The 26,380-nt window shown below is 62.9% G+C and carries 22 protein-coding genes and 1 tRNA gene; 6 read left to right on the top strand and 17 right to left on the bottom strand.

Going from position 1 to position 26,380, the window contains the following annotated elements; translation table 11 throughout:
* Positions 1-20 precede the first annotated feature (20 nt).
* Complete coding sequence (locus NKH04_RS05255) at positions 21-1,247, bottom strand: lytic murein transglycosylase (protein WP_352564889.1); 1,227 nt, start codon at positions 1,245-1,247, stop codon at positions 21-23.
* Positions 1,248-1,454: 207 nt separating this feature from the next.
* Between NKH04_RS05255 and galU the strand changes: the two genes are divergently transcribed.
* Positions 1,455-2,360: a UTP--glucose-1-phosphate uridylyltransferase GalU gene (gene galU / locus NKH04_RS05250; protein ID WP_352469528.1), complete on the top strand. Its 906-nt coding sequence runs from the start codon at positions 1,455-1,457 to the stop codon at positions 2,358-2,360.
* A gap of 132 nt (positions 2,361-2,492) precedes the next feature.
* Here the strand turns inward: galU and NKH04_RS05245 are convergent, their stop codons facing one another.
* Positions 2,493-4,232 (bottom strand): outer membrane beta-barrel protein, encoded by a 1,740-nt coding sequence (locus NKH04_RS05245; RefSeq protein WP_502896416.1) that lies wholly within the window; start codon positions 4,230-4,232, stop codon positions 2,493-2,495.
* A 177-nt stretch (positions 4,233-4,409) separates the two neighbouring features.
* Between NKH04_RS05245 and NKH04_RS05240 the strand changes: the two genes are divergently transcribed.
* On the top strand, positions 4,410-5,411 hold the full coding sequence (locus tag NKH04_RS05240; protein WP_352777220.1) for a KpsF/GutQ family sugar-phosphate isomerase: 1,002 nt from the start codon (positions 4,410-4,412) through the stop codon (positions 5,409-5,411).
* A 7-nt stretch (positions 5,412-5,418) separates the two neighbouring features.
* Here NKH04_RS05240 and NKH04_RS05235 read toward each other — a convergent pair whose 3' ends face one another.
* From NKH04_RS05235 to NKH04_RS05175, 13 genes are all read right to left on the bottom strand, one after another.
* Positions 5,419-5,883, bottom strand: coding sequence for an NfeD family protein (locus NKH04_RS05235; RefSeq protein ID WP_352454064.1), 465 nt, complete (start codon positions 5,881-5,883; stop codon positions 5,419-5,421).
* 10 nt (positions 5,884-5,893) lie between these two features.
* Entirely contained in the window at positions 5,894-6,844 is a 951-nt protein-coding gene (locus tag NKH04_RS05230; protein WP_352539357.1) for an SPFH domain-containing protein, read from the bottom strand.
* Positions 6,845-6,975: 131 nt separating this feature from the next.
* The gene (gene hemH / locus NKH04_RS05225) at positions 6,976-8,040 is read right to left on the bottom strand and encodes a ferrochelatase (protein ID WP_352767130.1); all 1,065 of its coding nucleotides are present in this window, start codon (positions 8,038-8,040) and stop codon (positions 6,976-6,978) included.
* Positions 8,041-8,190: 150 nt separating this feature from the next.
* Positions 8,191-10,218 carry a 5'-nucleotidase C-terminal domain-containing protein gene (locus NKH04_RS05220; RefSeq protein ID WP_352767132.1) on the bottom strand — a complete coding sequence of 676 codons (2,028 nt, stop codon included), beginning with the start codon at positions 10,216-10,218 and terminating at the stop codon, positions 8,191-8,193.
* Between the two features lie 190 nt (positions 10,219-10,408).
* Positions 10,409-10,783, bottom strand: coding sequence for an outer membrane lipoprotein Omp10 (omp10, locus tag NKH04_RS05215; protein WP_023720183.1), 375 nt, complete (start codon positions 10,781-10,783; stop codon positions 10,409-10,411).
* 187 nt (positions 10,784-10,970) lie between these two features.
* Positions 10,971-12,416, bottom strand: a complete 1,446-nt coding sequence (locus NKH04_RS05210) for a homospermidine synthase (protein WP_352742062.1) — start codon at positions 12,414-12,416, stop codon at positions 10,971-10,973.
* 122 nt (positions 12,417-12,538) lie between these two features.
* A complete protein-coding gene (locus NKH04_RS05205; RefSeq protein WP_352818139.1) occupies positions 12,539-13,777 on the bottom strand; it encodes a hypothetical protein in 1,239 nt (412 codons plus the stop codon).
* Positions 13,761-14,717 carry a heme-dependent oxidative N-demethylase family protein gene (locus NKH04_RS05200; RefSeq protein WP_352539353.1) on the bottom strand — a complete coding sequence of 319 codons (957 nt, stop codon included), beginning with the start codon at positions 14,715-14,717 and terminating at the stop codon, positions 13,761-13,763. Before NKH04_RS05200 ends, NKH04_RS05205 begins: the two co-directional genes overlap by 17 nt.
* The gene (locus NKH04_RS05195; protein WP_352469536.1) at positions 14,714-15,001 is read right to left on the bottom strand and encodes a YciI family protein; all 288 of its coding nucleotides are present in this window, start codon (positions 14,999-15,001) and stop codon (positions 14,714-14,716) included. Before NKH04_RS05195 ends, NKH04_RS05200 begins: the two co-directional genes overlap by 4 nt.
* A 17-nt stretch (positions 15,002-15,018) precedes the next feature.
* Positions 15,019-15,681, bottom strand: coding sequence for an aminotransferase class IV family protein (locus NKH04_RS05190; RefSeq protein ID WP_352539352.1), 663 nt, complete (start codon positions 15,679-15,681; stop codon positions 15,019-15,021).
* The gene (locus NKH04_RS05185; RefSeq protein ID WP_352539351.1) at positions 15,630-16,781 is read right to left on the bottom strand and encodes an aminodeoxychorismate synthase component I; all 1,152 of its coding nucleotides are present in this window, start codon (positions 16,779-16,781) and stop codon (positions 15,630-15,632) included. The genes NKH04_RS05190 and NKH04_RS05185 overlap by 52 nt, the downstream gene beginning before the upstream one ends.
* Before the next feature lie 156 nt (positions 16,782-16,937).
* Positions 16,938-17,726 carry a helix-hairpin-helix domain-containing protein gene (locus tag NKH04_RS05180; RefSeq protein WP_352818135.1) on the bottom strand — a complete coding sequence of 263 codons (789 nt, stop codon included), beginning with the start codon at positions 17,724-17,726 and terminating at the stop codon, positions 16,938-16,940.
* 390 nt (positions 17,727-18,116) lie between these two features.
* On the bottom strand, positions 18,117-19,952 hold the full coding sequence (locus tag NKH04_RS05175; RefSeq protein WP_352612878.1) for a M3 family oligoendopeptidase: 1,836 nt from the start codon (positions 19,950-19,952) through the stop codon (positions 18,117-18,119).
* A gap of 152 nt (positions 19,953-20,104) precedes the next feature.
* Between NKH04_RS05175 and NKH04_RS05170 the strand changes: the two genes are divergently transcribed.
* From NKH04_RS05170 to NKH04_RS05160, 3 genes are all read left to right on the top strand, one after another.
* The gene (locus NKH04_RS05170; protein WP_352918238.1) at positions 20,105-21,682 is read left to right on the top strand and encodes a sigma-54-dependent transcriptional regulator; all 1,578 of its coding nucleotides are present in this window, start codon (positions 20,105-20,107) and stop codon (positions 21,680-21,682) included.
* A gap of 359 nt (positions 21,683-22,041) precedes the next feature.
* On the top strand, positions 22,042-23,895 hold the full coding sequence (gene mepK / locus NKH04_RS05165) for a peptidoglycan L,D-endopeptidase MepK (RefSeq protein ID WP_352918237.1): 1,854 nt from the start codon (positions 22,042-22,044) through the stop codon (positions 23,893-23,895).
* An 81-nt stretch (positions 23,896-23,976) separates the two neighbouring features.
* Positions 23,977-24,050 (top strand) — tRNA-Gln (locus tag NKH04_RS05160).
* A 43-nt stretch (positions 24,051-24,093) separates the two neighbouring features.
* Here NKH04_RS05160 and NKH04_RS05155 read toward each other — a convergent pair.
* Positions 24,094-24,732: a 2-dehydro-3-deoxy-phosphogluconate aldolase gene (locus NKH04_RS05155; RefSeq protein ID WP_352469543.1), complete on the bottom strand. Its 639-nt coding sequence runs from the start codon at positions 24,730-24,732 to the stop codon at positions 24,094-24,096.
* Positions 24,733-24,903: 171 nt separating this feature from the next.
* Between NKH04_RS05155 and trhO the strand changes: the two genes are divergently transcribed.
* Complete coding sequence (gene trhO / locus NKH04_RS05150) at positions 24,904-25,824, top strand: oxygen-dependent tRNA uridine(34) hydroxylase TrhO (RefSeq protein ID WP_502896418.1); 921 nt, start codon at positions 24,904-24,906, stop codon at positions 25,822-25,824.
* A gap of 22 nt (positions 25,825-25,846) precedes the next feature.
* On the opposite strand, the gene NKH04_RS05145 is transcribed toward trhO, so the two are convergent.
* The gene (locus NKH04_RS05145) at positions 25,847-26,206 is read right to left on the bottom strand and encodes a YybH family protein (RefSeq protein ID WP_352918233.1); all 360 of its coding nucleotides are present in this window, start codon (positions 26,204-26,206) and stop codon (positions 25,847-25,849) included.
* Between the last annotated feature and the right edge of the window lie 174 nt (positions 26,207-26,380).

The following is a 26,380-nucleotide window of genomic DNA, read 5'->3' as shown; positions in this document are numbered from 1 at the left end:
TCTCCATCCCGCAACCGGCTCTAGTTCTGCCTGAGCCATTTCAGCACTTCCTTGCTCGGATACCCGTCCTGGGTCAAGCCAGCCTTTGCCTGGAAGGCCATGATGGCGGTTTTCGATCCGTCACCGATCTTGCCGTCGAACTTGCCGTCGTAATAGCCGTGCTCGGAAAGTCGCTTCTGAAGCTCCTGCCTTTCCTCGAAGGAGAGCTTGGTAAACGGTCGCTTCCAGTCCTGCACAAGCCCGCCATAGCCGGCAATTTCGTCGGCAAGAAGGCCCACGGCGAGCGCATATTTGTCGGCATTGTTGTAACGCTTGATGACCGAGAAATTCTTGATCATCAGGAAAGCCGGCCCGCCGCTGCCGCCGGGCAGCTTCAACGTCGCCTTGTCCGCACCGTTCTTGAACGGCTTGCCGTTGGCACGGCTGACCCCCAGCGCCTGCCATTGCGACAGCGACTTTGAGCCTCCGGGCAGCTTCTTGCCGTCCGGAAGGCTGACCTCATAACCCCAGGTCTTGCCTGCCTGCCAGCCGTTCTTCCTCAGCAAATTGGCGGCTGTCGCCAGTGCGTCGGGAATCGAATTCCAGATGTCGCGCTTGCCGTTGCCGTCCATATCGACCGCATAGGACTGGTAGCTGGTGGGGATGAACTGGGTATGGCCCATCGCGCCGGCCCATGAGCCGCTGAGATGGCTTTCGTCGATGTCGCCGGTCTGCAGGATCTTCAGCGCCGCGATCAGCTGGGTGCGGGCAAATTTCGCTCGCTTCGGATCGGCATAACCAAGCGTCGCCAGCGAGCGCACGACATTGCGCATGATATCATCGCGCTTGAGAGTTTCGCCGTAGTTCGATTCCATAGACCAGATGGCCAGCAGGATGTAGCGGTCGACGCCGTATCTTGCCTCGATCCTGTCCAGCCAAGGCTTCCATTTCCTTGCCATCTGCTGGCCGACGGCGACCGACTGGTCATGGACGCGGTTGTCGAAATAATCCCAGGCGGGTGCGGTGAATTCGGGTTGAGTACGGGCCTTTTCCAGTACCACCGGGTCAGCATCGTTGATGCCCTTGAATGCCTGGTCGTAGACGGAGCCGGAAACGCCGCTCGCCACGGCGGTAGCACGGAAGCTGGCGACCCATTGGCGGAAGCCGGCATCGGCAAAAGCCGGCCCGCTGGGCATGAGCAAAGCAAGCGAGAGGCTGGCGGCCGTCAGGACGCTGGTGAAGCGCCTTGCGGCGTTGCGAACGGACATCTTTTCCTCCTTCTTCATCTCAGGAAGACTATTCATCGCCGAACCCGGTTAGCATTTGGTTTACCATAGGTGCCGTGCGGGGTGAAAAGATGCGTCAATGCTTTACCAGCTGAGATTTATGACCCGCCGTTCAGTAATCCTCGATTTCGGCATGAAAATGTCTCGAATCGGGATTGCCGAACAGGCATGCAAATGGATAATTGGCACATGAAGAGAGTTCGCAAGGCAGTGTTCCCGGTTGCCGGTCTCGGCACGCGCTTTCTCCCTGCTACCAAGGCCATTCCCAAGGAAATGCTGACGGTCGTCGACAGGCCGGTCATCCAGTATGTGGTCGATGAGGCGCGCGATGCCGGGATCGAGCATTTCATCTTCGTGACCGGCCGCAACAAGGCGGTCATCGAGGATCACTTCGATGTCCAGTTCGAGCTCTACGACACGCTTGCGCAGCGCGGCAAGGACGACCAGCTCGCCCGCCTGCAGCGGCTGCAACCGGCGCCGGGGCAGACCAGCTTCACCCGCCAGCAGGTACCGCTCGGCCTTGGCCACGCCGTCTGGTGCGCGCGCGAGCTCGTCGGCGACGAGCCCTTTGCGCTGCTATTGCCCGACATGATCATGCAGTCGGAAAAAAGCTGCATGAAGGACATGGTCGAGCTTTACGCCGAGACCGGCAACAACATCGTCGCCGTGCAGGAATGCGATCCGGCCGAGGCGCACAAATACGGCATTGTCGGCCGCGGCGAGGACGCGCATCACGGTTTCCGCATCACCGGCATGGTGGAAAAGCCGAAGACCGGCACGGAGCCGTCGAACCTCTACATCAACGGGCGCTATATCCTGCAGCCGGAGATATTCAAGATACTCGAAGGTCAGGAAAAAGGCGCCGGCAACGAGATCCAGCTCACCGATGCAATGCTGAAGCTGCAGAAGCAACAGCCCTTCTACGGCTACCACTACCGCGGGCGGACGTTCGACTGCGGCTCGCCCGAAGGCTTCGTCGAGGCCAACGTTGCCTTCGCACTGTGGCGCAGAGACATGAATGCGAGCATGGCCGGTGTCATTCGCACGCTTCTCGACGAACTCGCGCCGTCAGAACGCCGCGGCATAGCCTTGTAGTTTCAACACCGGTTGCCGCGCTGATCGGCTAAAGCGCGCCGCGTTCGACCGGCCTCATGCGACGCGCTTTAGGTTCTTGTTTTAGGCAAGTCGTTATCGCAAAACCGCTGCACACTTTTGCGCGACATGCATTTAGCGCTGCAACTTCAAGCCGACGAAGATACTGTTGGCCGTGTAGTCGCGCCCAATCAGGTTGCTGGTCAGTTTTTCAGTCCTGGCGCGGGTGGTGAGCCCGGTGTAGCGGTTCAGCCACCACGTCAGCCCAGCCTCGGCGCTCAGCGTCAAATCATGATCGTCGGAGCCGGTATAGTCGCGCCATTCGAGGCCGAGAGCGGCATTTCCGGTCAGGTTGGCGCGGATCTGCCGCTCGCCGGTGAGGCTGCCGGAATAGAGCATGTCGCCGCTTTCGCCCGCATTCGTCGTGTTCTCGGCGGTCGTCTGTGCGGTGAGCCCGATCGTGGTGCCGCGTTCCGGCGACCATTTGAGATCGGCATTGACCGTCGCGCCCGAAATAGCCGGCAGGGCATCGTCGTCGATAGCTTCGCGCAGCCAGCCGACCGAGAACTCGCCGGTAAGCTTCTCGCGGAGATCGAGCTCGACGCCGGCCCGTGCGCCAAGCCTGGTCGAGGAGCGCTGGAAGCCGTTTGGATCGACGCGCAAATCATAAGCGCGCCGGCCGATCTCGATTTCGGTGAACGGGGTGATGGCAGGCGAGATCTCGTAACCGGTACGCAAAATGGCCGTGTAGAGCGTCGAGTCGCGGCCCTTCTGCGACAGCGATCCGCCCGACGAAAGCTTGGCGTCGCCAAAGATGTCGTGCTCGATCGCGCCGGTCAGCGCGAAGCGCATCTTGCCGGCATCCTTCTCGACGGCGAGACTGCCGTTCACGGTCTGGCGCACCGGCTGGCCAACGGCGCCGACGACCGCGTCCGGCGCCGAGGCCGATTCGGGCACGGCCTCATAGCCCAGCTTGGCGATGGCGCGCAGATCATTGTCGAGATCGATGTTGAGTGTGCCGTCGACGCGGCCTTGCGCCTCGTGAATGTCATAGCCGGACAAGGTTTCGCGGAAGATGCCATAGCCCTCAACCGTCGCCGAATTCTCCCTCCAGTCGGAGACGGCGTTGAAGCGCAGTGTCGTTTCCGACAGCAAGGCCGGCTTGCCGAGGCTGCTCGAATCGGCGTTTGTCGAAGACGTCAGGCCTTGCTCGAGCGTCGGCCGGATTACGAAAGAGCCGAGCTTGATGCCGGTGGCGGCGAACGGGTCGTCCTCGTTCTTTTTGTTCTGGCCTTCGATGGCTTCGGTGCGCTCGGCACCGGGGTCGAGCCTGAGCCTCTCGGCGGAATCGATGGTGACGGCACGGCGGTTGACCGTATCCTGCTCGTCTATAGCGGCGGTATCGGTGTCATCGGTCGCCGCCGCGGCTGCAGTCGCGGCTCTCTTGCGCTTCTGGCTGTCAGCGGTCTCGTCTTCGGCGTTGGCCGCATTGGCGGCGCGTGGCGTCGCGCTTGGCCGCCGTCGGGGTGGCGGAGCAGGGTTGTCGGGAAATGGGTCGCCGCTGGCCGCTGGTTGATCGAAAGTGCCGCCGGTTGTGGCCGCCTCGCCCGTGCCGTCGTCAGGCAACGCCCCTTGGCTGGCCGGGCGATAGGTAGGCAGCGGCGTATTGTCGTTGGCGGTTGCAGCAGCCTGCGCGGCTTGGGTTCCGGCTATGCTCGATTGCCTGATCTTGTACTGCTGTTCGTCCAGGATTGTCGATTCCGAAACCTCGCCGCGCAGCTCGGTTTCCTGGGCGCAAAGCAGTGCCGGCCGCGACAACGCAAAGACACTGGTTGCCAGCAGCAAAGCGCAGACCGCCTTGCCCTTTCGTCCCATTTTGTTTTGAGGCTGAAACCCGGACATCGGCACCACTGCTTGCGCGGCGCACGCGCGCCATACTTACGAAACCGTAAATGGGGATGGTTAACGGAGCGTTGAGGCATGGCCCATCAGGAGGTTCGGCACGGCAATTCCGTTGGACAGGCGCGCGCCGAAGCGCTAATCGCATCGTCCATGAACGTGAAATCCCCAGACAGGAAGCGGCATGACGGGCAGGCCGCGATTGCCTCGGCGCTGAGAACCGTGGCGACGGAGCAGGCCGGCGTCGCGGCACTGGCAGACGCTCTCGAAAACGGGCTGGCCGAGCCGTTCGCACGAGCCGTCGGCATGGTGTCGCAGATCGATGGCCGCGTCATCGTCACCGGGGTTGGCAAAAGCGGCCATATCGGCTCGAAGATCGCCGCAACGCTCGCCTCGACCGGCACGCCGGCCTTTTTCGTCCACCCTGCCGAAGCCAATCACGGCGACCTTGGCATGATCGCCAGAAACGACGCCATAATCGCGCTTTCGTGGTCGGGCGAAAGCCTTGAGCTCAAGGGCATCATCGCCTATTCGAGGCGCTTCTCGATCCCGCTGGTCGCGGTCACCGCGGGTGAAAAATCGGCTCTGGCGCGCGCGGCCGACGTTGTGCTTCTGCTGCCGCGAGCACCGGAAGCCTGCCCGCACGGGCTTGCGCCGACGACCTCGACACTATTGCAAATGGTGATGGGCGATGCGCTGGCCATCGCGCTGCTCGAGGCACGCGGCTTCACCCCGGACCATTTCCGCACGTTCCATCCCGGCGGCCAGCTCGGAGCCAACCTGACGCAGATCCGCGAGATCATGCATGTCGGCGACAGGCTGCCGCTGGTGTCGTCAGGTACCGGCATGCGCGAGGCAATCCTCGAATTGTCGCGCAAGGGGTTTGGCTGCGTGGCCGTGACTGCCGCGGACGGCAAGCTGATCGGCATCATCACCGATGGCGACATCAGGCGCCATATCGGCAGCGATCTCCTGGCAATGAGCGTCGATCAGGTGATGACCAGAGAGCCGAAAATGGCTTCGCCCGACACGCTTGTTGCGACGGCGCTGCAGACAATCAACGACTCGGCTATCACCAGCCTGATGGTGGTCGAAGGCAGGCGGCCGATCGGGCTCGTCCATCTGCACGACCTGCTGCGCATCGGTGCTGCCTAGCGGGCTTCTAGACCGCCTCGACCGTCAGTTCCAGGTCGGTATCAGCGGCGCCCGTCACGCGCACTTGCGTGCCGGCCGGCAGGTCAGGGCCGGAGACGCGCCACAACGTGTCGCCCAGCTTTATGCGGCCGCGCCCGTCCTTGATCGGCTCGGCAAGGGTCGCCGTCCGGCCGACCATCTGTGCGCCGCGACGGTTGAGCAGGGGCTGGTCGGTTTCATCATGGCGCCCGCCCACCAGCCGCTTGCCGACATAGGCCGAGACCAGCGACAGAGCGAGGAAGGCGAGGACCTGGACTTGCCAGGTCCAGAAACCGGCATCCCAGATGAGCAGTGAGACGACGCCGATCAACAGCGCGGCAATGCCGATCCACAGCATGAAAATGCCCGGCGCGATGACCTCCATTACCAGCAGGACGAAGCCGAGGACCATCCAGCTCCACGGGCCGAGTTCGGAAACAATGCGGTCGAGCATGGCTGTGGCCTCAGGTTTCGCTCGGACGAACGACCGGCGGGCGGGCGGCCTGTCGTGCGGCACCGGCGGTGCCTTCGCTTCGGAAAACTTCCTTGGCGATTTCGCCAATACCGCCGAGCGTGCCGATCAGCGATGAGGCCTCCATCGGCATCAGCACGAGCTTGCTGTTTGTCGCTGAGCCGATCCTGGTCAGCGCTTCGGTGTATTTCAGCGCGACGAAGTAGTTGAGCGCCTGCACGTCGCCTTTGGAAATCGCCTCCGACACCACCTGCGTGGCGCGTGCTTCAGCCTCGGCCGAGCGCTCGCGCGCCTCGGCATCGCGGAAGGCGGCTTCCTTGCGCCCTTCGGCCTCCAGGATCTGCGATTGCTTGAGGCCTTCGGCGGCGAGGATCTGCGCGCGCTTATTGCGCTCGGCCATCATCTGTCGGCCCATCGATTCGACGAGATTGGCCGGCGGGTTGATGTCCTTGATCTCGACACGAGTGATCTTGATGCCCCAGGGATGCGCCGCCTCGTCAACGACGCGCAGCAGGCGCTCGTTGATGGCGTCGCGGTTCGACAAAAGTTCGTCGAGGTCCATCGAGCCCATCACGGTGCGGATGTTGGTCATCGTGAGATTGAGAATCGCATTCTGCAGGCCGGAGACCTGGTAGGCGGCCTGCGCCGCGTTGAGCACCTGATAGAAGGCGATGCCATCGACGGCAACGGTGGCATTGTCGCGGGTGATGATCTCCTGCGTCGGAACGTCGAGCACCTGCTCCATCATGTTCATCTTGGCGCCGACACGGTCGACGAAAGGCACGATCAGGTTGAGGCCTGGGTTCAATGTCTTGGTGTAACGGCCAAAACGTTCGACGGTATAATTATAGCCTTGCGGAATTGTTCGGATGCCCTTGATAAGCACCAGCACGACAAGGGCGACAAGAACAAGAAGCGCGATATCAAAACCACTGAAACCCATTTGGCTCTCCCCTCAAAGGCCGGCCATGTTGGATATTCCACGCGACCGATTCCCATCAAACACTTAAGTGTGTTTCAGCAATGTTACAATCAGGTGATCACGGATTGCGGGTGCATAGACGGGTGATCTGTTCAGGCCCAGCCGGACAGCTCGCGCCGCACCATCGCCTCGATTACCGCCATGCCCTCGGCGCTGTCGTTGAGGCAAGGGATGTGTGCGAACTTTTCGCCGCCGGCATGATGGAAGGTCTCGGACGCTTCCCTGCCGATCTCGTCCAGCGTCTCGATGCAGTCGACGGAAAATCCTGGATTGACGATGGCGACCGATTTCACGCCTTCGCGCCCTAGTCTTTCGACCGTCTTGTCGGTGTAGGGCTGCAGCCACTCCTGCGCGCCGAAGCGCGACTGGAAGGTGGTAATCAGCTTGTTTTCATCCCAGCCGAGCTTTTCGCGCAGCAGTCGGGTCGTCTCGAGGCAATGGGCCTGGTAGGGGTCGCCCTTGTCGGAATAGGGTTTCGGAATGCCGTGATAGGAAGCGATGACAATTTCCGGTTCGAAGTCGAGGCTAGCCAGATGCTTTTCAATCGAACGGGCGAGCGCCTCGATATAGGCCGGCTCGTTGTAATAGGGTGGCACGCTGCGAATGGCCGGGGCGCGGCGCATCTTCATCAGCGCGCGAAACAGCTGGTCGTTGGCAGTCGCAGTCGTCGTCGCCGAATATTGCGGATAGAGCGGGAAAGACAGGATGCGGTCGCAGCCTTGCTCGACCAGTCTCTCGGCCACGCTCTCGGTCGAAGGGTTGCCGTAGCGCATCGCCCAGTCGACGACGACATTGGGTAGCTCGCCGAGCGCGAGCCCGAGCTTCTCGGCCTGGGCGCGGGTGTAGGTTCGCAGCGGCGACTCGTTGCGCTCCCGGTTCCATATCCTGGCATAGTTGGCCCCTGATTTCTTCGGCCGGGTGGTGAGGACCACGCCGTAGAGGATCGGATACCAGATCGCCTTGTTGAGCTCGATGACGCGCGGATCGGACAGGAACTCCCGGAGGTAGCGCCACATCGGCTTGAACCCGGTGCCGTCCGGGGTGCCGAGATTGATCAGCATGACACCGACCTTGCCGGTCCTGACCAGAGGGCGCCCTGCCGACGGCGAGGCGGCAGTCTGCTCGGCTTTGATTTCAGCAGGGTTGGCAAGCGTCATGAGGTTCTCCAACACCGCGAACCAACGGTGCCGCGGCGAAAGTAGCGATGCCGCGCCGGTTTTCAAATGCTGCGTCTGGCCGCACCTTATCCCAGAAATGCAACACCCGCCCGGTCTGCCGGGCGGGTGCATTGCGTTCCTGCGGCCGGATTACTTCGAGGCCGCCGGGATCGTCAAGGTTGCGCCGACCGGAAGGCGGCGTGGCTCGTAGGCATTGTTGGCATCGGAGATTATTTTCCATTTGGTGCCGTCGCCATAAGCCTTCACCGCGAGATCCCAATAGGTATCGCCGGCGACGATTACATGGCTGCTTTCGGCCGGTGCCGGCTCAGCCGGAGCAGGGGTCACCGGAGCCGGTGTGGCCGGAGCCGCAGGTGCCGCCGGCTGGGCCGGCTCGGCGGGTGCGGGTGCCGGCGCTGTTTCAGCCGGGACGGCCGGCGGCGTCTTGGAAATGTCGCCGGAGCCGGCCGGCATTTCGGGCATTGCCGGCTCAACTGGCTTTGCCGGCGCAGCCTCAGCAGGTTTTGGCGGTTCGGCAGGGTTGGCAGGTTCTGCGGCCGGGGCCACGGTCGCGGCGATCTCGGTGATGCGGCCGTCGAGCTTCGGCGTATAGGGCCGGTGCGCGCCTAGGTAGTCGGCGACGACCTGTTCCAGCCCCGGGCCGTAATCATAGGCGTTCTTGGCCTTCTCGGCGAACACCTTGTAGCCGTCGCCGCCCTGGCGGACATAGTTGTTGGTGGCGACCAGGTAATCCTTGTCCGGCTTAATCGGCGTCCAGGCGCCGCCTTCCATGACCTCGACCGATTTGACGCGTCCGTTAGGCGGCGCCGATTTGTCGAACGCATATTTCAGGCCGGCAACCTGCGGGAAGCGCCCGGCGCCGTCCTCGACCTGGCTGAGGCCGCTTTCGAGGCCGGCAACCAAATCCTTGCCGGAGATCTGGAAGGTCGCCAGCGTGTTCTGAAACGGCAGGACGGTGAGAACCTCGCCCATGGTGACGGTGCCCTGGTCGATGGAGGCGCGCAAGCCGCCGCCATTCGAGATGACGATCTCGACACCTTGGCCCTTGACCCGGTCGAGGACGGCGTCGGAGACCAGATTGCCCATCTCGCATTCGCGGGCGCGGCAGTTTTCGCGACTGCCGTCGATCGCCTTGGTGGTCTCGGCGACTTCCTTGTTCTTCAAGGCCTCGATCGGCGCGCCGAGTTCCTTGATGCGGGCAAGCACGGCGGGGTCGGGCGTGATCGATTTGTCGAGATGGATGGGATCCCCGCTTGCCTCCTTGACGACGCCGTTGTCGTCGAACACGACCTTGAACTCGCCGAGATATTTCGAATAGGACGCCGCCTGCACGACCGGCACTTTGTAACCGTCCGGATTGTCGACCATCGTCGGATACGGGCCTTCCGCCTTGGGGTCGGTGTTGGACAGCAGCGAATGGCTGTGGCCGCCGACCACCACGTCGATGCCCGGGATCTTGGCGATCACGTCGCGCTCGCGCTTGTAGCCGATATGGGTGACCGCGATGATCTTGTTGACGCCCTCTCGCTTCAGTTTCTCGACCTCAGCGGTGATCGACTTGACGTCATCTTCAATGGCAATGTTCGGGCCAGGGGTGGCAAGCTCCGGCGTGTCGTTGGTGACCGCTCCGACGATCCCGATCTTCTGGCCGCCGACCTCGACCACGATCGACGGCTTGACGCGGTCGCCGAGCTTGGATTGCGCATTGGCCTTCACATTGGCGCCGAGCACCGGAAACTGGATCATGTCGAGAAACGGCGCCAGCGCCGACTCGCCATCGTCGAACTCATGGTTGCCGAGAGCCTCGGCATCGAATTTCATCTGGTTGAGGAATTCGCCTTCGGTCTTGCCTTTGTAGGTCGTGTAGAAGAGCGAGCCCTGGAAATTGTCGCCGGCGCTGAGCAGCAGCACGTTCTGGCCCTCCAGCTTCTTGCGCTCCTGCGCAATCGCGGTGACCAGGCGGGCGGCACCGCCGACGCATTCGCCCTTGGTCTCCTCCTCGGCCGAGCAGGTCGATTCGTACTTGTTGTTGCTCTCGATGCGGCTGTGCCAGTCGTTGATGTGCAGGATGTTGAGCGTGTAGTCGGCAAAGGATACCCCTGCCGACAGGCCAAGCGCCGATGCCGACAGCGCGGCGATGGCAGCAATCTTCTTCATTCTCGTCTCCCGGATAACTTGACCAGAGGCGTTTAACGCTCTTGTTTGACTGGGATGTAACAGCCCTCTTGGGCTATGTTCACATCGCGTTTCAGTCGATGCAAGCGGAAATCGGCATCAGCTTTGCCGGCGCAAGAAGACGGCGGCTTGAAGCCGCCGCCCTTGTGCAAAGTAAATTCGGAATCGGATTTCAGGTGCGCCTGGTCAGCACAAAATTCTGCCCGCTCGCGCTGGTGCAATTGAGCTGGCTGGTGGAGACCATCAGGCAGTTGAAGCTGATCGGCGTCTGGCGGATCAGCGAAGTGCCATGAATCTCGACCGAGGTGCCGCCGGTCATGGTGTAGCTGCCATCGGCAAGCTTCTGGCCGGTGTCGGTTGCGACGGTCGCGAAGCTGCCGCCCTTGAAGGTGGACAAGCCCGTGCCCTGCGCGTCGATCCAGGAGCCTTCAACCCCCTTGGCCGTGATCACCGGCGGCTCGCCTGGGCCGGTTGTCGTGCAGGCCGCCAACGCGACCGTAGCGGCCGCGGCAATGCCAGCCGAAAGCAGTCTTTGCGCAATCGTCATCTTCAAGATCCTCTCCTCTCGCATCGGCCCGAAAATCGATCCGATTTTCGGAAAGCACGATGCGCACATTCAAAGTGCTAGAGCGTACTTTGTGCGTCCAAATGGACGCACGTGGCTCTAGGCCGCCCCTCTTCAATCGCCCGATTTCCGGGCGATTGCAAGCTGGCCGAGTGTCGAGGCAACGCTGCTATCGAACGAGGATGTTGCGGAATTGCCACGGGTCTTTGGTATCGAGATCCTCGGGAAACAGACCAGGCCGATTGTCGAGCGGTGTCCAGTCGGTATAATAGCTCCTGACCGGCCCGAGATAGGGGCCCTGCACGTCGAGGCAGCGCTTGTAATCCATCTCGTCGGCCTCGACGATGCCGGCCTCGGGATTTTCCAGCGCCCAGACCATGCCGGCCAGCACCGCCGACGTGACCTGCATGCCCGTAGCATTCTGATAGGGCGCCAGCTTGCGCGCCTCGGCCAGCGACAGCTGCGAGCCGTACCAGTAGGCGTTCTTGGCGTGGCCGTAGAGCAGCACGCCGAGTTCGTCGACGCCATCGACCAGTTCATTTTCGTCGAGCACGTGATGCACGGGCTGAGCCTTGCCGGCGACACCGAACATCTCGTGCAGCGACAGCACTGCGTCGTTGCAGGGATGATAGGCGTAATGGCAGGTCGGCCGGTATTGCACCTTGCCCTTCTTGCCGCGCAAGGTGAAAAAATCGGCGATCGAGATCGCTTCGTTGTGTGTCACCAGGAAACCGTATTGCGGGCCGGGCGTCGGACACCATGTGCGCACGCGTGTATTGGCGCCGGGCTGCTCCAGATAAATCGCGGCCTTCGAACCGTTCTTGTGGCTTTTGGCGTTCTTCGGCATCCACGCCTCATGCGTGCCCCAGCCGAGCTCGGCCGGCTGCAGCCCTTCCGAAATGAAGCCTTCGACCGACCAGGTGTTCCAGAACACGTTCATCGGCTTGGGCTTCTTGGTGCGCTGGGTGTCGCGCTCGGCGATATGGATGCCCTTGACGCCGGCCTTCTTCATCAGCCTGGCCCAGCCTTCGCGATCGTGCTGCGCGGGTTCCGAGAAGTCGAGGCCAAGATCTGTGGCGAGGTTGACCAGTGCCTGCTTGACGAACCACGAGACCATGCCGGGATTGGCGCCGCAGCACGAGATCGCCGTGGTGCCGCCCGGGTTCTTCGCGATTTCAGTACGCACGGTCTCGCGCAGCGCATAGTTGGTGCGTGAGGCGTTGTCGGCCTTCTCGTCGAAATAAAAGCCGAGCCAGGGTTCGACCACCGTGTCGATATAGAGGACGCCAAGCTTGCGGCAGAGCTTCATCAGCTCAAGCGAGGAAGTGTCGACCGAAAGGTTGACGCAAAAGCCCTGGCCGCCGCCATTGGTCAAAAGTGGTGTCAGCAGCTTCTTGTAGTTGTTTTTGGTCACCGCATCCTGCATGAAAGTGATGCCGCGCTCGTCGAGCAATTTACGGTCGGTGTCGCGCGGGTCGATGACCGTCATGCGCGACTTGTCGAATTTGAAATGGCGCTCGATCAGCGGCAGCGTTCCCCGTCCGATCGAGCCGAAGCCGATCATCACTACAGGGCCGGTGATCTCACCGTAAACGGGCCAGTTTTCATTCGCCATTTATCGATTACTCCCTCAAAAAACGCTTCGGAACAGCGGCTTGGCCGCGGCGCGACAAACCATAGATCATTGTCACAATAAAGCGAAAAGCGGACGGCCGGCCTCACGCCGCGCCATCCCGGCTACGGCTCGACCAGTCTTGCGAATGCAGGCTTGAAGAGGTCACGTGCCTCGGAGACCGGCAGTTCCAGCAGATCGTCGGCGCAGGCCTGGATGGCATGCGGCAGGGTCTGGAGCCCGAAAACCAGAACCTGCTTGTCGCCCTCACGCCAGAGGCTGACCGCTAGATATTCGCCGATGAGATCGTCAATGCCGCATTCGGCTTCGTGATCGATATCGGTCTGATCGATCGGTTTCTTGCGCCGCTGCTTGACGAAGGAGGCCAGGGAAGGACCGGGCTTGCCATCCACCGTATCCGAGAAAATGTCCTGAAGGCCAAGCAGGACGCCGCGCCGCACATCCATGATGTAGGCGTCCGAATAGTTGGTCGGATGCGCTCCGCCGCAGAAGATGCTGCCGGACTCCCGCCAGCTCATCAGCCGCGGAGTCAGCGACGTCACTTCGAATGTGCTGTCCTCATAGCCGCCGAGCGTGCCGCCGTTCATACCGTCAATTGGCCCGCCGTCGTTGAAACCGGCATATTGCGCCGCCACGCAGCCCAGTGCGCCGATGTTTGCGCGCCAGTGCCTCTCTTGCAGCAGAGCATTCGCGGCCTCGATCGGAACGTCGCCGGACAGTTCGACAATGCGCGGCGTGGCAAACCTGGTGCGGGGGTCGACGACATAGCGGTAGGTTGCGTCCGGCCAACCAGTCGTCTTGCCGTTATCGAGCTGAGTGTCCATCCGCAGATAGTCATAAGGGGACGTTTCCATAGTGAGCGGCGTGTCATTGGCGAAGAACTTCATGAAGCTGAAATCGTAGAGATCGAGCGGGGTGCCGGGCTCGTTCCCGGTCACTTGCCGACTTGCGACCCGTTCCAATCTGAGCGGCAGCGCCTTCTTTCCGTTCCAGCTGCCTTCAAGGGTCTTGCCGTTACTGGATGAGGCCAGGCGCCACACAGCGGCAATCGGCGCGGCCTTTCCGTCATCGCAATTGTCGGCGCCGCATGCCTCCTCCTCGGCCAGTTCGAACTTGCTGCCCCTTTGAGACCGGGCCTGCAGCGGGATGTCAACGCCCTTCGAGCGGTAGAAATAGCGGCCGGCCAGCGGGCCGCCGGGCGCCGCGGGGTCGCCGGTGAATTCGACGACGATATCGGCCTTTCCAAGCTTGCCGGCATAAGTCACCGGCTCCGCCTCGGCTGCTGTCGACAGCACCAGGATCGCGGCCATGAACGTGACCGGCCTGCTAAGATGCTGGATCATTGTTCCCCCCAGCGATCATTTTCAGTGTTTCCACCAGCCGGTCACGGTCGGCGGTCATCCCCTTGTAGTCGAGTTGTGCCTCGTCCAGCGCCAGAAGTTGTTCGGCCAAGGACGCCGCGAGCGCCGCGCGGTCGGGGTGGCGTTCCAGCACGGCGAGCGGGTCGAGATGGATGCGGATGGTGAAGAGTACGTCGCCCGAAACGGGGAGCTTTCTCAGCGTCTGCCGCTCGACGCGGATAAAGGCATGGGCGTCGATGTCGCCATCCGGGAATCTCGACGGGCGATTGCTGGCGCGGTCGACGCGTTCGAGGTTGGAGAGCGGGTGGTAGAGTGCGTCGCCCGCCTGGATCGACCAGTTGTAGCGCTCGACGGCTTGGCCCTGGAGGCCGTCGAACATGCGGTTGATGAGATCGGCCGGGCGTGTGCCCGGGCCGAAACCCGGTACCGGCGCGTGGATCTGCTGCAGCGGCTTGCCGAATTTTTCGATCAGCGACCATGACGACGGGAAGCAGAGCGAGCCGGCCGCCAGACGCCAGCCGCTCTCGTCGCGACGCATCAGGATCAAATCCTCCTGGACGAGCAACGAGGCCGCGACAAGCGGCGCATCGCTGAAAGAAGCTGAGGTGCCTGAGCCCTCGAGATTGTCGATGCCGCCGATCACCTCGATCGCATTGTCGGTACGCCTGTGGGTCTCAGGAAAGTTCGCCGCCAGATGCGCACCGAGCAGATCGAGCACTTCGCGCTGAGCGTCGCGCGTTGTTTGCTCCTCGACAAAAACCTTGCCGGGAATTTCCGCATAAAGCCGGCGTTTCTCGGCAAGATAGGGCAGCAGATATTCGTCGACCTCGATCCAGCTATCGAGATTGAGCGGCTTCAGCCCGATGGTGAACAGTTTCGACGAGCCGTCATAGGGTGTGTGGGTCGGCGGGCGGAAGCTCATGCCTCTTTGTAGGCTTCCAGTGCGGCGGCGGCCATTCTCGCCGTGAATTCGGTGATTTCGTAATCGGCGGCACCTGCCTTGGCGAAGGGATCGTCCGCCAGTCTGGCTTCGAGCACTTCGCGTGGACCACGCGCGATGATGATGCCGCCGGTCCTTGGCCGCTTTGGCCCGGAGGCGACAAAGATACCTTGCGCATAGCAGGCCTTCAGCCACTCGACATGCGCTTGCTGCAGGCGGTCGATCTCGGTCAGCGGCACCTTGTAGTTCAGCGAAACCACGAACATTGTTGTCTCCAGATGCTTCAGCCCAGCCGCGCCGGGATCAATCCGCGCAGCGAGTTGCCGACGAACAGCGCCTTGGCCGATTTCAGTTCGTTCCACGTGTAGACCGCTTCACCGGCGCGGCCTTGATCCAGCAGTTCGCCGCGCAGGACGCCAGGCAGCAGGCCGCAATCGAGCCGCGGCGTGGCCAGCACGCCGTCGCCGAAATCGGCAAAGACATTAGTGATCGTGCCCTCGCAGATTTCGCCGCGCTCATTGGCGAGCAGCACCTCGTCGGCGCGCCCGGCGAGATATTCGGCGCGCGCGCGCGTATAGGTTTGTCGGCGGCTGGTCTTGTGGCGCAGCAGCATATCGCTCGAATCAAGCCGCACGCGCGCCAGCTGCAGGGTCCAGACCTTGTCTGCGGCGAGCGGCTCGTAGGGCTGCACCGACACCGCCATTTCGCCCTTGCGCGACAGGACGAGGCGGGTGCGCAACGCGATCTGTTGGTGGCCGACCGCATTCATCAGCGCTTCGCCGACCCTTGTCGGATCGCAGGCGAAACCGAGTTCGCTTGCCGAGCCGTAAAGCCGCGCGAGATGGCGGTCGAAACGGAGGAAACCCGATCCGGGTTCCCAGCGCATTGTTTCGATCAGTTCGAAATCGGCAGTGTTCCTGTCGCGAAACGGGCTTTCAGCAGACACTCCTGGTACTCCTCTTCGGCTGTCGAATCGAAGACGACGCCACCGCCGACATTGTAGACCGCCTCGCCATTGGCAAAGAGCGAGATGGTGCGGATCGCCACGGAAAAACGCATCCGGCCGCCGGGCGCGATCCAGCCTATGGCGCCGCAATAGACATCGCGCGGGCCACTTTCCAGCTCGCGCAGGATCTCCATGGCGCGGATCTTCGGTGCGCCGGTAATCGAGCCGCAGGGGAACAGCGCGGCGAAAATCTGATGGATGGCGAGGCCGGGCAAGAGTTTCGCCCGCACGCGGCTCACCATCTGGTGGACGGTCGGGTAGCTCTCGATGCGGAAAAGCTCCGGCACATCGAGCGTGCCAACCTCGCTGATCAGTGAGATGTCGTTGCGCAGGAGATCGACGATCATCCGGTTCTCGGCCTGGTTCTTCTCGTCGTTGCGCAAGAACGCTTTCAGGCGATCGTCCTCGGCTTTTGTTGCGCCGCGCGGCGCGGTGCCCTTCATCGGATGCGTCTCGATCATGCCTTCCGCGTCCACCTCGAAGAACAGTTCGGGCGAACGCGACAAGACGATCGGATCGCCGAGCGCGACCAGCGCCCCATACTTCACCGGCTGGCGTTCGGTCAGCGCGTTGAAGGCGACCAGCGGGTCGCCCGACCACTGCGCATGGACCGGAAAGGTCAGATTGCCCTGGTAGCAGTCGCCCTTGCGGATGTGGTCATGCAGCCTGGCAAAGCGTTTGGCGTAGTCGTCCGAAGACCAGGCTGCCTTGGCGTCGAAGATTGGGCCGTTGCTGGCCGGCGGATCGCCTGGCGCGACCGTCTGCTCGACCGGCGCATCGAACACGCCGAGGCAAAAAAGCGGGGCGCGGCGGCCGGCCGGCAGCAGCGGAACGAGCTTGGGTTCGAGCAGGTAACCGGCCTCGTAGGAGAAATAACCGGCCAGCCATTTGCCGCCGTCATGTGCAGCCTGCGCGGCTTCCAGCGCCGGTAAAAAATCCGCCTCGCCATGCGCTGCGATTATCTCGGCCGGCCGGTCGAAAACGAGCTGCCGCGCGGTCTCGTCGTTCCTGAAAATTGCAAAGGGCAGGGGCAGGGACATAAGGCTCGGATGCTGCGGTCACCAGCGATCGATCTATATGGGGGCTCGACCGTGCGCAATCGAGGGAACGGCGTCCCAAGACGCAAAGGCGCGGCGGCAAAAACAAAAGCGGCGCCAGAGGGCGCCGCCTTGTTCCAGATGCCGCCTTGCGATGGATCAGGTGTTGCTGGCTTCTCCCGCGGTCGGGAAGCGGCGCGCAAATTCCTTTTCGTCGCCGGCGGCAAGCAGTTTCGCCTGCTCGATCCAGCGTTCACGTTCGATGCGGCCGTCGAAATTCAACGTCGCCTCGATCCGCTTGACATCGTCGGGCGTCCAGGCGGCGATCTGGGCATAGGTCGTGACCCCAAGCCCTTTGAGCAGCCGCTCGTTGGTCGGGCCGATGCCGATCAGGCGACGCAGATCGTTGGCGTTGCCTGGGGCAGTGGCTGTTGCCTTGCCGGTCGCGGCTTTCTTTGCAGATGGCGCAGCCTTGCTTGCCGCCGGCGCGGTCGTCGGCGCGGCGCTCGCTTTCGATGCAGGCGGTTTCGGCGTTGCCGTTTTCGCGGCATTTGCGCGTGGCGCGGTTGCGGCCTTCGCCGTTGCAGATTTCTTCGGCGCCGGTTTGGCCGGTGCGGATGTCGAAATCAGCGTTGACGGCGCCTGCATCGCCGCCTTGGTCGCACCGGCCTTGGCGGCTGGCGCCTTAGCTGTTGCCGCCTTCGCGGTTGGCGCCTGGGTGGTTTTCGCCTCGCCCAGCCGGCGTTCGAGATCGGCGCGGGCGCGGCCGCATGCATCCAACTCACCGGTCAGACGGTCGCTATCGGCCCGCAATCTGTCGCGTTCGCTGCGCGTGCGGTCTAGATCGCCGCGCAAACTGTCGAGTTCGCCACGCAGGCGTCCCCAAATGAACCAGCCAACCAACACACCTACCAGGAACGCCAGGAGCATGTAGAAAAAAGTGCCCATTGTCTTTCTCTCTCCAGTCCGATCCGTCCGCCCTGGCCTGTAGAGCCATGACCTCGGCGAAGGACCATTCGATGGTGGTTCCGCAATTTGCAGAACAGCCGGCTTCGATCGAGCTGTCGGCGACCGGTTTGCCCCTGGCCAACAACCGTTGTCGCATCCGCCGACACGCCATGGCCGGTCGGGATTTTCCGACCGGATCCATTCGTGCCCGGCTGAGCTTGAGGGCGGACGCTATCATACAGCTTACGGGAATCTAACGGAAAACTTCCATGGAAAGTTATTTAAGAACAAATAACCAAGACAAGAATAGACCATCGCCAATATGCGTTGCTGCTAAACTGTTCTGGAAAACCCGGTCATCCGGTGTTGCGCATCGCCCAGTGTTGCGCATCACTTGTCCAGTGTTTCCAGCTCGTCGATCAGTCCGCTGATCACGCCAAGCCCGATCTGCCAGAAGGCAGGGTCGGCCGCGTCGAGGCCGAACGGCGCTAGAAGCTCGGAATGATGCTTGGTGCCGCCGGCGCGCAGCATGGCAAAATATTTCTCCTGAAAGCCGCGCTCGGCGTTCTGGTAGACCGCGTAGAGCGAGTTCACCAGGCAATCGCCGAATGCGTAGGCATAGACGTAGAAAGGCGAGTGGATGAAGTGCGGGATATAGGTCCAGAAAACCTCGTACCCTTCGCGCAGCTTGATCGCCGGCCCGAGGCTTTCCGCCTGCACTTCCAACCAGAACTGGCCGAGCTTGTCGGAGGTCAGTTCGCCGCTCCTGCGCTCGGCATGCACCTTGCGCTCGAACTCGTAGAAGGCGATCTGGCGCACGACCGTGTTGATCATGTCCTCGACCTTCTGGGCGAGCATGGCCTTGCGTTCGCGCTTGTCGGTGGTCTGCTCGAGCAGCGAGCGGAAGGTCAGCATTTCGCCAAACACCGATGCGGTTTCGGCCAGCGTCAGCGGCGTCGATGCCATCAGGGCGCCCTGGCCGCCGGCCAGCACCTGGTGCACGCCGTGGCCGAGCTCGTGCGCCAGCGTCATCACGTCACGCGGCTTGCCCATGTAGTTGAGCAGCACATAGGGATGCGCCGAAGGCACGGTCGGATGGGCGAAGGCGCCAGGCGACTTGCCGGGTCTCACCGGTGCATCGATCCAGTTGCGGTCGAAGAAAGTTCTGGCGATCTCCGCCATGTCGGGCGAAAAGCGCTGGTAGGCGGAAAGCACGGTGTTCTTGGCCTCGTCCCAGCCGATGACCGCCTGTGGGGTCTCGGGCAATGGCGCATTGCGGTCCCAGTGGTTCATCACCTCCATGCCGAGCCAGCGCGCCTTCATCGCGTAATAGCGATGCGACAGGCGTGGATAGGCGTCGCGAACCGCGGCGGCGAGCGCATCCACCACGCTGCGTTCGACGCGATTGGCGAGATGGCGGGAATCGGCAATGTCCTCGAAGCCGCGCCAGCGGTCGGAGATCTCCTTGTCCTTGGCCAGCGTGTTGGTGACCAGCGTAAAGACGCGCAAATTCTTGCGGAAGGTCGTGGCCAGCGCCTCGGACGCCCGGCGGCGCACCTCGCCGTCGGCGTCCTGCAGGCGATTGAGCGCCGGCTCAAGCGTCAACTCCTCGCCGTCGACGTCGAAACGCAAATCGGTCATCGTCTCGTCGAACAGGCGGTTCCAGGCCCCGCGCCCGGTGATCGATTTTTCATGGAAGAGCTGCTCGATGCGGTCTTCGAGCTGGAAGGGCTTGTCCTTGCGCAGATCGAGCACCCAGGGCCGGTAATGGGCGAAGGCCGGATCGGCGGCGAGTGCGGTTTCGATCGCACCATCGTCGATGAGATTCAGCTCGAGCGCGAAAAACAGCAGGTGCGCGCTGGCATCGGTCATCTTTTCCTGGATGTCGCCATAGAGCTTGGCGCGCTGCGGATCCGACGTGTTGCCGGCATAGACAAGCCCGGCATAGGAGACGATGCGGCCGATCAGCTCCTCCAGCACTTCATAGACCTGAAGCGCCTCGCCAAGCCTGCCGGCGCCGCCACGCCCGGCCTCGGCGGCGAGCGTGCCTTTCCAACGGCTCTCGAAGGCGATGGCATCAGCGGCGGCCTTGGCGATGTCGCGCTTCAACTCGGGCGCCTCCATGCCCGAATAGAGATCGGCTAGATTCCATTCCGGCAGGTCGCCAAGCTCCGCCACGCCCTGACCGGGCGCCGCCGCCAGCTTTCGAGCAAAAACCATGCGCATTGCCGATCCTTCCAGACACAAAAATTCGAGGAAACGAGAAGCCGGTCAAATCCTAAGGAATTCATTCACCGGGTTTTTTGAAAGCTTATTTAGAACCCTGTGCCAAGATGATCCATAGGGCGCATTCTCGGGCGGGCACGGTCGGATCAGTCATGGCAGCTTCCATACTCATAGTCGATGACGATCCCGTGCAGCGCAGGCTGCTCGAGGCGGCGGTGACGAAATTCGGCCACACCGCGATCGTCGCCGATGGCGGCGAGGCCGGTCTCCATCTCGTCGACGGACCCAATGCGCGCGACGTGTCGGTGATCATCCTCGACCTGATGATGCCGGGCCTCGATGGCATCGGCGTGCTGAAGGCGATGCGCGAGCGTGGCATCCACATTCCCGTCATCGTGCAGACCGCACAGGGCGGCATCGAAACCGTCGTTTCGGCAATGCGTCACGGCGCCTTCGACTTCGTCGTCAAGCCGGCCTCTCCCGACAGGCTGCAGGCGTCGATCGGCAACGCCCTCAAGGTCGAAGCGCTCGAAGGCGAAGTGAAGCGCTCGTCACGGCAGCGCGGCGGCCATCTGACGTTCAAGGACATGATCACCCACAGTCCGGCGATGGATCGGGTGATCCGGCTCGGCAGCAAGGCGGCGGCGTCCAACATTCCGATCCTGATCGAAGGTGAATCCGGCGTCGGCAAGGAACTGGTGGCGCGCGCCATCCAGGGCAGCGGCGACCGCCGCTCGAAACCCTTCGTCACCGTCAATTGCGGCGCCATCCCCGACAATCTGGTCGAATCGATCCTGTTCGGGCACGAGAAGGGCTCGTTCACCGGCGCCACCGAAAAACATACCGGCAAGTTCGTCGAAGCGCACACCGGCACGCTGTTTCTTGACGAGATCGGCGATCTGCCGCTCGACGTGCAGGTCAAGCTGTTGCGCGCCGTACAGGACGGCGAGGTCGATCCGGTTGGCGGCCGCTTGACCGTCAGGGTCGACATCAGGCTGATCTCGGCAACCCATCGCAACCTGCTGCAGCAGGTCAAGGACGGCAAGTTCCGCGAGGACCTGTTCTACCGGCTGAACGTCTATCCGATCTTCGTGCCGCCATTGCGCGACCGTCGCGACGACATCCCCTATCTGGTCGAGCACTTCATGGAGAAGGTGGCGCCCGCCGATCCGCGCCACCGCCTGCGAGGCATCTCGGCTGCGGCGCTTGCCATGCTGCAGGCCTATGACTGGCCGGGCAACATAAGGCAGCTCGAAAACGCCGTCTTCCGGGCCTCGGTGCTCGCCGACGGCGACATGCTGACCGAAGAAGAATTCCCGCAGATCCGGGCGCAAGTCGAGGGCACGGTCAATCTCGATTCGGGTATCGCCTTGCCAGCTCCAGGGTGGCCAGCTTCAGGGGGGCCAACTCCAGGGTGGCCAGCTTCCGGAGTGGGTTCGGGCAGCCAGCCGCGCGACAACATATCGGCCGCTGGCGGCATCGCAGCCGCCGACGCCGATGCACCAGCCAAGCCTCGTTTCGGCACGCTGCGGGCGCTCGACGAGCGCGGCAATGTGCGTGCGCTGGCCGACGTCGAACTCGAAATGATCAAGCTCGCCATCGATCACTATAACGGCCAGATGAGCGAAGTCGCCCGCCGCCTCGGCATCGGCCGGTCGACGCTCTACCGCAAGCTCAAGGAATACGGCATCGACCCGGAAACCGGCCGCGTCGAACGGCTCGCTTCCTGAGTCACAGGGCCAAGCCGGTTCTCATCCGGACATCATTCCACGCAACTGCGCCTCGAAATGATGTGTTCGCCACAGTGTTCACGTATTAAGGCGGACGGTAACAGATCGTGTTTCGAGCTGGCGCCAAAACATGATCTAAACCAGCGGTTTACCAAGATATCCTGCGCAATATTTTTGGCGGGATATCGCCACCGTGTTACCGCATTTCGGCTTCAATAAGCGATGATTAACCATTAGGATCGATATTCGGATGCACACACCACGCATCCGTTTGGTCAAATCCGGGGACAAAACGGCAGCCTGCAAGGCCTTTTGATTTGAACAGAATCGAACGACACGAAAACGGGCGGCATTATCACATGAGCGTCTGGCCGAGATGGCTGGCAGCGGTGATTGTTGCCGTCGGGTTCCTTGCAGCGGCGGCAACCGGCGCCAGCGCCGAGACACGTTCGCTGAAGCTCTATCATCTCCACACGCATGAAAAGGCGGAGATCGTCTACAAGCGCAACGGCCGCTACGACCAGGCGGGCTTGCGAAAGATCAACATCATCCTGCGCGACTGGCGTCGCAACGAGCCGACCAAGATGGATCCGCGCCTGCTGGACCTGGTCTGGGAGGCCTATCGGGAGAGCGGCGCCACCGACTACATACAGGTCGTCTGCGGCTATCGTTCGCCGGCCACGAATTCGATGCTGCGCAGCCGCAGCAGGGGCGTCGCCGAAAAAAGCCAGCACATGCTCGGCAGGGCGATGGATTTCTATATTCCCGGCGTGCCGCTGAAGAAGCTGCGCGACGTCGGCCTCAGGATGCAGGGCGGCGGCGTCGGCTACTACCCCAGCTCCGGCTCGCCCTTCGTGCATATGGATGTCGGCAATGTGCGCCACTGGCCCGGCATCAGCCGCCAGGAACTGGCGCGCGTGTTCCCCAACGGCAAGACGCTGCATGTGCCGAGCGACGGCAAGCCGCTGCCTGGTTATCAACAGGCGCTCGCCTCCTACAAGGCCCGCAAGGGCGCCGGCGCACCGGCCATCGAACTGGCCAGCGCAAGCGGCGGCGGCAAAAAATCCCGTGGGTTCCTGGCAGCCTTGTTCGGCGGTGGCGACGACGAGGCGGACGACAGCGCCGACGTGGCGATGGCCGAGCCGGCGCCAAAGCCCCGTAACGTGAAGCCGGCGCCGTCCGCCAAGAGCAGCAACCTGCCTGGCATTGCCATCGTCGCGCCTCAGGATGCCAAGCGCGCTCAGATTCCGGAAGTCGCCGATGCTCCGGCGCCTGCGCCTGAACCGGAGGATGACACGCCGGAGACGATCATCGCGGCATTGCCTGCCCGCAGCATCCCGCTGCCGGATTTTGCTCCGCGCCCGAAGACGGACGTCGGCGGCCAGCCGCCTGAGAACGTTCCGTTCGGCGTGGCGGATGCGGCTGGATCGACTGAACAGGCGGTGGCGACCGCGCAAGCGCCGGCAAGTGTGGCGCCGGCAAATGTTCCGTTCGGCATAGCAGACCCGTCTGCTGCGGCCGGCCCGGTGCAGGTCGCTGCAAACAACATTCCCGTGCCGAGCTGGCGGCCCGATCATTCGCTGCCGGCCGATCTTTCGCCTGCTAGTCTTGCGCCGCAGGACAAGCAAGTGTTGCTGGCGCTGGCGAGTGCGGCCGAGCGGAGCAACACCGCCACCGACGCATTCTCGGTGTTGCCGTCGGCGCGGCCCGACAGTTCCCAGCCCGACGAGGTCAAGGCCGTTCTGGAAAGGGTCAGCGCGACCGACGAATACAAGGTCGCGTCGCTTTCCGAGCAAGCATCGGTGTTCGAGGAACCGGCGAGCGACGACGGGGCATCGAGCGACGGGGCATCGCCGCGCGAGGCCATCGTTGCCCGCCCGGCCGGCTCCGATCCGGCCGCCGTCATCGGTGCAGGCGTGAAGACCACACGCAAGGAACCCAGGGCCACCGCCCGCGACCTGAAGCCCGGCCCCAAGCCGGTGGTGGTCGCCGCCGCGCCGCAGGCCGCCCGGTGGGCGCTGCACAGCGGTGAGTATGTCGCAGCTGTTTCAGATGCGACAACGGCGCCGCGCTACGCCTACGACTTCGTCCGTACGGCACCGAGCGAGGTCTATACGATAGGCTTCCAGCCGGGCAACGAGATGGCCGACGCAAACCGGTTCACCGGCAAAGCCGTCAAGTTCATGTCGGTTGCCCGCTTCAAGACCGAGTAGGCCGCGCTGGGCACCTCGCGCGGCCTCCACCGCCGGCACTGGCTTCCTTCATCCAGGGATGCTAACCACTGGTCGGCATTCTCCCGCTTCGTCTAATGGTAGGACAGCGCCCTTTGAAGGCGTGAATCGTGGTTCGAGCCCATGAGCGGGAACCAGCCCGGCGAACCAGATCGGCGGCGGCTTTTGATGCAGAAGATGCTAGCGCCCGAGCTTGCTTGCCGCGCGCGCCAAGGCTTCGATCTCGTCCCATTTGCCGGCCTTGACCAGATCGTCCGGCGCCACCCAGGAACCGCCGACGCAGATGACGTTGGGCAGGCTGAGGTAGTCCGCGGCATTCTTGCCGGTGATACCGCCGGTCGGGCAGAATTTCACGTCGGCAAGCGGCGAGGCGAAAGCCTTGAGCGAAGCGATGCCGCCCGACTGTTCGGCCGGGAAGAATTTCAGAAAGCGCAGGCCGGCTTCGCGGGCGGCCATGACCTCTCCCGGCGTGATGGCGCCGGGCAGCAACGGCACGTCGCTGTCCTTGGCTGCCGCGAGAAGCTCGCGGGTGATGCCGGGGCTGACGATGAACTTCGAACCGGCGGCCGCCGCCTCGCCGAACTGCCGGGCGTCCAGGATGGTGCCGGCGCCGACGACGGCGTCTTCAACCTCGCCCGCCACCCGGCGGATCGCCTCCAGCGCGTCGGCGGTGCGCAGCGTGATCTCGATCGCCGGCAGGCCGCCGCGGGCCAGCGCCCGGGCCAGCGGCACCGCGTCGGCGGGATTGGCGATCTTCAGCACCGGTATGACCGGCTGGCCGTTGAGGAGCGACAGGAGCTTTTCGGTCGTGCTGGGCATTCGTCGTCTCTCTCCTCTGTTGATCAAGTCGACCGGTTAGCAGAAGGCGGTTTTTCTGTCCACGAAACGCGGCGTGTCGCGATGTCACGCGTGGTGTTCGAAACCTTCCGCGGTCAGACCGCTCCCGGCTCTGCCTTGATCCGGCTGTCGTGAGCGTCTAGTGGCTTGGTGATGACACTTCCCAGCCAAGCCTTCCGCGTTGCCGCGCTTTACCGCTTCGCCCGGCTCGACACCTTCGAGGCGCTGCGCGCGCCGCTCGCCGCCTTCTGCTGCGCACGCGGCATCAAAGGCACGCTGCTGTTGGCGCGTGAGGGCATCAACGGCACGGTCGCCGGCAGTGAACCGGCAATCGCGGCGCTCATCGATCATCTCGAATCCATCGACGGTCTCGCCGGCCTCGAGATCAAATACAGCAACGCCGCAACGATGCCGTTCCACCGCATGAAGGTGCGGTTGAAGCGCGAGATCGTCACCATGGGCGTGGAGAATATCGATCCGGCGGCAGGTGCAGGCACCTATGTCGCGCCGGCCGACTGGAATGCACTGATCTCGGATACGGGCACCATCGTCATCGACACGCGCAATGCCTACGAGGTGTCGCTCGGCACCTTCAAGGGCGCTGTCGATCCCGCCACCAACAGCTTCCGCGAATTCCCGGCCTGGGTCGAGCAGCATCGGCACGAGCTCGACCGGCGCAAGGTCGCCATGTTCTGCACCGGCGGCATTCGCTGCGAGAAAGCGACAGCCTATGTGAAGTCGCTCGGTTTGGAGGATGTGTTCCACCTCAAGGGCGGCATTCTGAAATATCTCGAGGATGTGCCCGCCGAACAGAGCCTCTGGCAAGGCGAATGCTTCGTCTTCGACGAGCGCGTTTCGGTATCGCACGGGCTGGTCGAAGGCGAGGCCGAACTCTGCCGCGCCTGCCGGCATCCGCTAGCCGCGGAAGACCGGCTGTCGCCGCAATATGCCACCGGCGTTTCATGCCCGCATTGCTTCGATGCCCGCTCGGACGAAGATCGCGCCCGCTACGCCGAGCGCCAGCACCAGGTCGAGCTGGCGCAAGCACGCGGCGACCGCCACATCGGAAGTTAGCTTCACGTTAAGCAACTTCACGTCAAGCAACAGAGAAACGATCGATGACCCACAGCCATGTCCCGTCACTCTGCCGGCGCGCGACCTCGGTGGTGATGGTGCCGTCGGGAAGCCGGGTCGAGGTCAGCGCCAGGTCGCCATTGATGATAGCCGGGCGCTGATCTTCGGACTGAAATTTTCGGCCGGTTGCGGTGATCTCCGCGAACAGTGCCCGGATGGCTTCGCGGCCGAACGTCAGGTGTCCGCCACCGCTGTCGATGACTGCATGCGGCTCAAAAAGCGCGGCCATGCCGTCAATGTCTCCGACCCATTGCCGCGAAATCAACAGGCGCTCCAGCTCCTGGGGATCGCGTGCCGGCTGGCGGTCTGTCTCATCGGTCATGCCAGGCTCCTCTCAAGCGACATGCCGGACATTACTCGAAGTCGAAGCTGGTTTCGACACGTCCGATGTCCACAGCACCGCGCGTTTTTTGACGCGGAAGGAGGCTGCAGCACTATAATTTCCGCGTGAAATCCAAGCAGATGTCGGTGCGAGGTCATGCGTGGCAGCGGGCAA

The organism is Mesorhizobium sp. M1365 (genome assembly GCF_040317865.1).
GTDB lineage: Bacteria > Pseudomonadota > Alphaproteobacteria > Rhizobiales > Rhizobiaceae > Mesorhizobium.
This window is presented reverse-complemented; position numbering and strand designations above follow the sequence as displayed.

Bases quoted from the DNA above. Each gene is read 5' to 3' on its own strand.
- NKH04_RS05245 (WP_502896416.1), bottom strand. From the start codon at position 4,232: ATGGGACGAAAGGGCAAGGCGGTCTGCGCTTTGCTGCTGGCAACCAGT.
- trhO (WP_502896418.1), top strand. From the start codon at position 24,904: ATGACACTTCCCAGCCAAGCCTTCCGCGTTGCCGCGCTTTACCGCTTC.
- NKH04_RS05220 (WP_352767132.1), bottom strand. From the start codon at position 10,218: ATGAAGAAGATTGCTGCCATCGCCGCGCTGTCGGCATCGGCGCTTGGC.
- galU (WP_352469528.1), top strand. From the start codon at position 1,455: ATGAAGAGAGTTCGCAAGGCAGTGTTCCCGGTTGCCGGTCTCGGCACG.
- NKH04_RS05210 (WP_352742062.1), bottom strand. From the start codon at position 12,416: ATGGCGAATGAAAACTGGCCCGTTTACGGTGAGATCACCGGCCCTGTA.
- NKH04_RS05155 (WP_352469543.1), bottom strand. From the start codon at position 24,732: ATGCCCAGCACGACCGAAAAGCTCCTGTCGCTCCTCAACGGCCAGCCG.
- NKH04_RS05230 (WP_352539357.1), bottom strand. From the start codon at position 6,844: ATGGGTTTCAGTGGTTTTGATATCGCGCTTCTTGTTCTTGTCGCCCTT.
- NKH04_RS05255 (WP_352564889.1), bottom strand. From the start codon at position 1,247: ATGTCCGTTCGCAACGCCGCAAGGCGCTTCACCAGCGTCCTGACGGCC.
- NKH04_RS05185 (WP_352539351.1), bottom strand. From the start codon at position 16,781: ATGTCCCTGCCCCTGCCCTTTGCAATTTTCAGGAACGACGAGACCGCG.
- NKH04_RS05200 (WP_352539353.1), bottom strand. From the start codon at position 14,717: ATGAGCTTCCGCCCGCCGACCCACACACCCTATGACGGCTCGTCGAAA.
- NKH04_RS05240 (WP_352777220.1), top strand. From the start codon at position 4,410: ATGAACGTGAAATCCCCAGACAGGAAGCGGCATGACGGGCAGGCCGCG.
- NKH04_RS05195 (WP_352469536.1), bottom strand. From the start codon at position 15,001: ATGTTCGTGGTTTCGCTGAACTACAAGGTGCCGCTGACCGAGATCGAC.
- NKH04_RS05205 (WP_352818139.1), bottom strand. From the start codon at position 13,777: ATGATCCAGCATCTTAGCAGGCCGGTCACGTTCATGGCCGCGATCCTG.
- NKH04_RS05175 (WP_352612878.1), bottom strand. From the start codon at position 19,952: ATGCGCATGGTTTTTGCTCGAAAGCTGGCGGCGGCGCCCGGTCAGGGC.
- NKH04_RS05145 (WP_352918233.1), bottom strand. From the start codon at position 26,206: ATGACCGATGAGACAGACCGCCAGCCGGCACGCGATCCCCAGGAGCTG.
- hemH (WP_352767130.1), bottom strand. From the start codon at position 8,040: ATGACGCTTGCCAACCCTGCTGAAATCAAAGCCGAGCAGACTGCCGCC.
- NKH04_RS05235 (WP_352454064.1), bottom strand. From the start codon at position 5,883: ATGCTCGACCGCATTGTTTCCGAACTCGGCCCGTGGAGCTGGATGGTC.
- NKH04_RS05180 (WP_352818135.1), bottom strand. From the start codon at position 17,726: ATGGGCACTTTTTTCTACATGCTCCTGGCGTTCCTGGTAGGTGTGTTG.
- mepK (WP_352918237.1), top strand. From the start codon at position 22,042: ATGAGCGTCTGGCCGAGATGGCTGGCAGCGGTGATTGTTGCCGTCGGG.
- NKH04_RS05170 (WP_352918238.1), top strand. From the start codon at position 20,105: ATGGCAGCTTCCATACTCATAGTCGATGACGATCCCGTGCAGCGCAGG.
- omp10 (WP_023720183.1), bottom strand. From the start codon at position 10,783: ATGACGATTGCGCAAAGACTGCTTTCGGCTGGCATTGCCGCGGCCGCT.